The 6019-nt window shown below is 60.8% G+C and carries 7 protein-coding genes; 2 read left to right on the top strand and 5 right to left on the bottom strand.

Features of this window, described 5'->3' with window-relative positions:
• Both VMH22_03055 and VMH22_03050 read left to right on the top strand, forming a co-directional pair.
• The coding region (locus VMH22_03055; protein ID HTW90665.1) for a glutamate--tRNA ligase family protein at positions 1–1135 on the top strand (1135 nt) is incomplete at its 5' end.
• Complete coding sequence (locus VMH22_03050) at positions 1132–2847, top strand: glutamine--tRNA ligase/YqeY domain fusion protein (GenBank protein ID HTW90664.1); 1716 nt, start codon at positions 1132–1134, stop codon at positions 2845–2847. The genes VMH22_03055 and VMH22_03050, both read left to right, overlap by 4 nt.
• A gap of 186 nt (positions 2848–3033) precedes the next feature.
• Here VMH22_03050 and VMH22_03045 read toward each other — a convergent pair whose 3' ends face one another.
• The 5 genes from VMH22_03045 to VMH22_03025 form a co-directional block, all read right to left on the bottom strand.
• Entirely contained in the window at positions 3034–3381 is a 348-nt protein-coding gene (locus VMH22_03045; GenBank protein HTW90663.1) for a DUF5615 family PIN-like protein, read from the bottom strand.
• Positions 3378–3629: a DUF433 domain-containing protein gene (locus VMH22_03040; GenBank protein HTW90662.1), complete on the bottom strand. Its 252-nt coding sequence runs from the start codon at positions 3627–3629 to the stop codon at positions 3378–3380. The genes VMH22_03045 and VMH22_03040 overlap by 4 nt, the downstream gene beginning before the upstream one ends.
• A gap of 441 nt (positions 3630–4070) precedes the next feature.
• Positions 4071–4268 (bottom strand): hypothetical protein, encoded by a 198-nt coding sequence (locus tag VMH22_03035; GenBank protein ID HTW90661.1) that lies wholly within the window; start codon positions 4266–4268, stop codon positions 4071–4073.
• A 661-nt stretch (positions 4269–4929) separates the two neighbouring features.
• Positions 4930–5673, bottom strand: a complete 744-nt coding sequence (locus VMH22_03030; protein ID HTW90660.1) for an ABC transporter permease — start codon at positions 5671–5673, stop codon at positions 4930–4932.
• A 3-nt stretch (positions 5674–5676) separates the two neighbouring features.
• Positions 5677–6019, bottom strand: a 343-nt coding sequence (locus VMH22_03025; GenBank protein ID HTW90659.1) for an AAA family ATPase, incomplete at its 5' end; no start/stop codon positions are given.

The raw sequence follows: 6019 nt of genomic DNA, 5'->3' as shown, positions 1-6019 counted from the left end.
AGATGCCGACCGCGCCCGGTTTGAGGCCGAGGGACGGAAACCGGTTGTCCGGCTCAAGATGCCGACCGAAGGCAGACTCGTCATCGATGACATCGTACGCGGACAGGTTGAGTTCGAGTGGCGGCGCGAGCAGGACCACGTTATCCAGCGCGCCGACGGCAGCCCGCTTTACCACCTGGCGAGTATTGTTGATGACCACGCGATGGGTATCACCCACATCATCCGCGCCGAAGAGCACCTGTCTAACACTCCGCGTCAGGTCTTCATCCTTCAGTCACTCGGCGCCAAACTACCGCGGTTTGCCCACCTGCCGTTCGTCTCCGAACCGGGCAGCCGCAACAAGCTGAGCAAGCGCAAGATCCGTGAGTACATGAAGAACCGCGACTTCTCCGAACTGGTAGCTCGCGGGAACAAGATTGCCGCGGCGCTCAACCTTGCGACCGGGCCGGATACGTTCAGCCCGGTGGTCGTGGACTTCTATCGTCAAACCGGGTTCCTGCCCGAGGCGATAGTCAACTACATGGCCCTCCTCGGCTGGGCGCTCGACGACAAGACCGAGGATTTTGGGCGTGAAGACCTGGTGATGAGTTTCTCGCTGGAGCGGGTGAACAAGTCAGCGGCGAGTTTCGACCCGGGCAAGCTGATGGCGTTCGAGGTCCGGCACATGCTGGCCCTGCCGGTCGGAAAGAGGGTCGACCTCTGTCTGCTGTTCCTTGCGAAGGCCGGGCTGGATGCGACTACGGACAAGGTCGCGGCCATCATCACGGCGGCCGGCGACCGCGTCAAGGTTGCGGGAGACATCCTCGACTACGCCGACTTCTTCTGCGCCGATGACAAGTTGGTCCGAGACATGACAGCATTCCAGAAGGAACTGAGCAAGCCCGGAGCGGCAGACTACCTTGCCAAGCTTCGAGGCCTGCTTGCTTCGGCCGCTTTCGAGCCGGCGGCGCTTGAGAGGTGCATGCAGGATTTCGTGACGGCAGAAGGCATCAAGGTCGGGCAGGTGATCCACATACTTCGGCTGGCTATCACCGGCAAGACCGTGGGGTTTGGGTTATACGAGACTATGGCTATTCTGGGTCGGGACAGTGTACTGGCGAGGATCGACCTCGCATTGAAAGAGGCAGGCAAATGAACGAAGAGACCACAGGCGCGAGACCAGCGGGCAAGCACTTTATAGAAGAGGCAATAGATGTCGACCTGGCCTCGGGCCGGGTCGACCACGTCCATACCCGGTTCCCGCCTGAGCCCAACGGCCGGCTGCATATCGGTCACGCCAAGGCCATCAGCATCGACTTCGGGATGGCCGAGGAGTATGGCGGTAAGTGCAACCTGAGGTTCGACGACACCAACCCGACCAAGGAGGAAACCGAGTACGTGGACGCCATCAAAGAAGATATCCACTGGCTCGGCTACGACTGGGAAGACCGCGAGTATTACGCGTCGGGCTACTTTGAGCAACTCTACCAGTGGGCAGTCAAGCTCATCAAGGCCGAAAAGGCCTATGTCTGCGACCTGAATGCCGACCAGGTCAGAGAGTACCGAGGGACCCTGACCGAACCCGGCCGCGAGTCGCCCAACCGCTGGCGCGCGGCCGAGGAGAGCCTTGACCTCTTCGAGCGGATGCGCGCGGGTGAATTCCCAGACGGCTCGCGCACGCTGCGGGCGAGAATCGACATGGCCTCGCCTAACCTGAATATGCGCGATCCCGTGATGTATCGCATCATGCGGGCGCACCATCACCGGACCGGCGACAAGTGGTGTATCTACCCGACATACGACTACGCACACGGCCAGTCCGACTCGCTGGAAGGAATCACCCACTCACTCTGCTCCCTTGAGTTCGAGGACCATCGGCCGCTCTACGAGTGGTTCATCCGCGAGTTGGGCATTTTCCCCTCGCGCCAGATTGAGTTCGCCCGGCTGAACCTGACCTACACTGTCATGAGCAAGCGCCGGCTGCTCGATATGGTCGAGCAGGGCGTGGTGCGGGACTGGGACGACCCACGGATGCCGACCCTTTCCGGCATGCGGCGGCGCGGGTTCCCGCCCGAAGCAATCCGCGAGTTCCTCAAACGGGTCGGCGTGGCCAAGGCCGATACCGTGATTGACTACGAACTGCTCGAACACTGCGTGCGCGAGGACTTAAACAAGCGAGTGCCGCGCGTCATGGCGGTGCTGCGACCGCTGAAGGTCGTCATCGAGAACTACCCCGAAGGCCAGACCGAGGAGTTCGACGCGGTCAACAATCCCGAGGACCCGAGTGCCGGAACGCGCAAGGTTCCATTCTCTCGCGTCCTCTCCATCGAGCAGGACGACTTCCGTGAGGTGCCGCCGCCTAAGTACTTCCGGCTCACGCCCGGACGGGAGGTTCGTCTGCGGGCGGCCTACTTCATCAAGTGCATGAGTGTCGTGAAGGACGCGACCGGCGCGGTGACCGAGGTGCGCTGCACGTACGACCCCGCTACGCGCGGCGGAGACGCGCCCGACGGCCGCAAGGTCAAGGCGACAATTCACTGGGTGTCCGCGGCCCATGCGGTTGACGCCGAAGTGCGGTTGTACGACCACCTGTTCCTGAAACCGGACCCGGACGACGCGCCGGAGGGTATGGACTGGAAGTCGAACCTGAACCCCAGGTCGCTGGAGACGTTGACCGGCTGCAAGTTCGAACCGAGCTTGGCCGGTGCGAGGCCCGGAGACCGGTTCCAGTTCGAACGGCTCGGCTACTTCTGCGTTGACCCCGATTCAGGAGGGGCGAGGGGCGAGGGGCGAGGGGCGAGGTCGCTGGTGTTCAACCGGACCGCGACCTTGCGGGACGAGTGGGCGAGGATTCAGAAGAAGGGATAGCCCGCCGGTAGCCACGCGCCACCGGCGAGGCCTGACTGCTAGCCGTAGTCTACAAGCCGCAGGCCGTAAGCCGTAGGCCGCAAGCTATCGGCTGTCCTAATCGTCTCGACCAGGCAGACGATGTTGTCGTGCCAAACTCATATGCCCCCGGGAAATCGGAGGCCGTCGTCCCCCCCCAGACGTTCTCTAGGGCAGCCGGATTCGGGTGCGTCCGCTGCTTACCGTTATGAGCGCTCCGCGTTCTAAGTCTGCCTCGTATTGCTTCAGCACCAGCAGGCATATCTCAGCCTGCCGTGAAGCCGCAACGTCAACCAGGCGGATGATACCACAATGCGGCATGCCACGGACTACAGCCAGCTCGCCAAAGTCCTTGTCCAGAGTCACAAGAACTCGGCGTGCAGCACAGGCCTGACCGATGACCTCTTCATCTCCTGGATCTGTAGGCAGATCACCAATCCACTCTACGTCGTGTCCTTCGGATGTCAGCTTGGCCCGTGCGCCGCCCCAGACGCAGGCGTCGAGCAGAATTCTCACACCGTGGTCTCGGCCAGCATCGGCTCGACTCGCTCGTGCTCAACCAAACGGTGAGCGTAGGCGATACAGGCGAGCACATCCTCACGGACCAGCCACGGGTAGCCACTCAGGATGGTCTCCATGGTATCGCCCGCGGCCAGCATGCCGAGTACATGTTCAACCGCCAAGCGCCGACCACGGATGATGGGTTTGCCGCCGAATATCTTAGGGTTCACGGTAATACGGCTCAGCAGGTCGTTTTCACTCATGGCTTCTCCTATCATTTCTCTTTGATTATCCGGCAAGACAGGCAGCAGTCAAGCGCGCTCAGCCATCCAGCGGCGGCCTGGTCGTGGGCAAGTCCTTTGTGGTTCGCATCTCATTTACATCCGAGCCGTAAGCTGTTAGCTGTAAGCCGTCGGCTGTCATTCTCGCCTCGACCAGACAGACCATCTTGTCATGCCGCACCTTGACATCGCTCAGAAATATGGGAGGTGCCCCGCTCTTTTCCAAACATCCGCAAGCCGTCAGCCGCAAGCGCCTTCGTGTCGGACGATGTGTGAATCCTCCCATTCAACGATACGCGAAACTCCGCCGCTTCTTGACAGCGACATCGGTCAGTAATACGGTGACTGTCCCTAATATCCCCCTAATATCCCCTAATATCCTAATATCCCCTAATATCCCCCAAGTCGTGTCAAGGGTGTTGCTCATGTCTCAACCGAGCGCGGCGAAGAAGGGGTCAGGGCAAGTTCGAGCGACGAAGTCCGATTGACGAATTGACAGACTGGGCCGTTCGGGAACGTGGCGCGGAGTTGTTCTTCTTTGTAGTCAGGGGACAGGAAGACCTTGCGGTTCTGGTCGATCTGGTCAACCAGACGTTTGACGGCGTGGGGCGCGGGTCCCATCGGGCCTGAGAGCATGTCAGCAGGGCGGAAAGTCAAGCCAACGCGCGGGCGGGCGGCGGAGGAGAGGACGGGAGGCGGCGAGGCCAAAGGGCAAGAGCCAAAACGGCGGAAAAGGATGTGATGTCCGCTGCGGCCGATAGTGAATGGAGGAGCGAAAAAGAACCGAGCAGGTAGTGAGTTGCACATATGGGTCATAAATCGCCAATTATGTGTTGGTTAAGGCATGCCGCCAGCCCGGAAAGCCGCATATAGGGGTCGCCTGGGGGCTAGCCCTTTGGGGAGCTTTCGAAGAAGCGATGAAGCAAGCTCTGAAATGAGCTTTGGTCTGAGCTTTCAGACGAGCTTTGACGCGAGCTTTCGTCCGAGCTTTGCAGTGAGCGATGTGAGAAGCGTTGCCCTGAGCTTTGAGAGGAGCGATGCACGAAGCGATGGAGCGAGCTCTGAAATGAGCGATGGAAGAAGCTCTGAAGTGAGCTTTCGAGTGAGCTTTCTAAGGTGCTTTCCGGCGAACTTCGAGACGAGCTTTCCGGCGAGCTTTCAAGGGAGCTTTGAAGAGAGTGACAAAGGGAGGAGAGACCGAGGGATCGACTGGCGAACGGCGATTTGCGGCTTTGAAGAAGCGGGGCGCGGATGTCCGCGCCCCGCTGCCGGGCTTAGACGCTCAGACCTGAATCCTCGAGAAGAGGTAACTCCCGACCAAGAGAAAGAGCAGCGTAACCACGGCCAGCGCGGTGAAGTCCAAGGGCAGACCGAAGTGGACGATGTTCACCAGCAGGCCGCGCAAGGCATCTACGCCGTAGGAGAGCGGGTTGAACCGGGCGATGGTGGTCATCGCGCCCCTGGCCGGAAGCGGAAAGAGAGCGCCGGACAGGAAGAACAGGGGCATGACGAGGAAGTTCATGATGAGCTGGAAGCCCTGCATGTCGGAGAGCGCCGAGGCGATGGCGGTGCCGAGCGCGCAGAACAGGAGAGCGGTCAGAACCATGGCCAGAACCGCCAGAGGCGTTGCGGCCCAGTTCACCGGTCGGAACCCGGCAAGCATCGAAATGAAGAGGACGATGATGCCCTGCAGGGTGGCGACCGTGGCCCCGCCCAGAGTGCGGCCGATCATGATGTTCATCCGCGAGACCGGGGCGACCAGCGTCTCCTTGAGAAACCCGAACTGGCGGTCCCAGATTATCTCGATACCGGAGAAGAGCGCGGTGAAGATGATGCTCATGACGATGATGCCCGGGGCGAGGAACTGCATGTAGTTGCCCTGCCCGGCCCGCTGGAACGTCGGGCCAAACCCGAAGCCGAGCGCGAGCAGGAAGAGCAGCGGCTGGCCGAGCGAGCCGATAATCCGCGACTTGGACCGGAAGTAGCGCTTCAGTTGCCGGAGCCAGAGGATGTAGATCGTCTTCATGGGTTACCGCCTTCCGTGCGCGCGATGCATCATGCGCATACGTTCCATGCTGCCGGCCTCTTCCTCGCGAATGGTCTTGCCGGTCAGGGCAAGGAACGCGTCCTCAAGCGAGGTCGTGTTGGTCTTGGCCCTGAGTTCCTGCGGTGTGCCGGATGCGACAATCTTGCCCTGGTCGATAATCGCGATGCGCTGCGCGACGCGGTCGGCCTCGTCCATGTAGTGGGTCGTGAAGAAGACGGTGATTCCTTCGGACTGGTTCAAATTCTTGAGGTAGCTCCAGACATGGTTCCGGGTTTGCGGGTCAAGGCCCAGGGTCGGCTCGTCCAGGAAGATGACCTTCGGATGA

It is taken from the genome of bacterium (genome assembly GCA_035505375.1).
Lineage (GTDB): Bacteria > Hydrothermota > Tepidihabitantia > Tepidihabitantales > Tepidihabitantaceae > UBA2258.
This window is presented reverse-complemented; position numbering and strand designations above follow the sequence as displayed.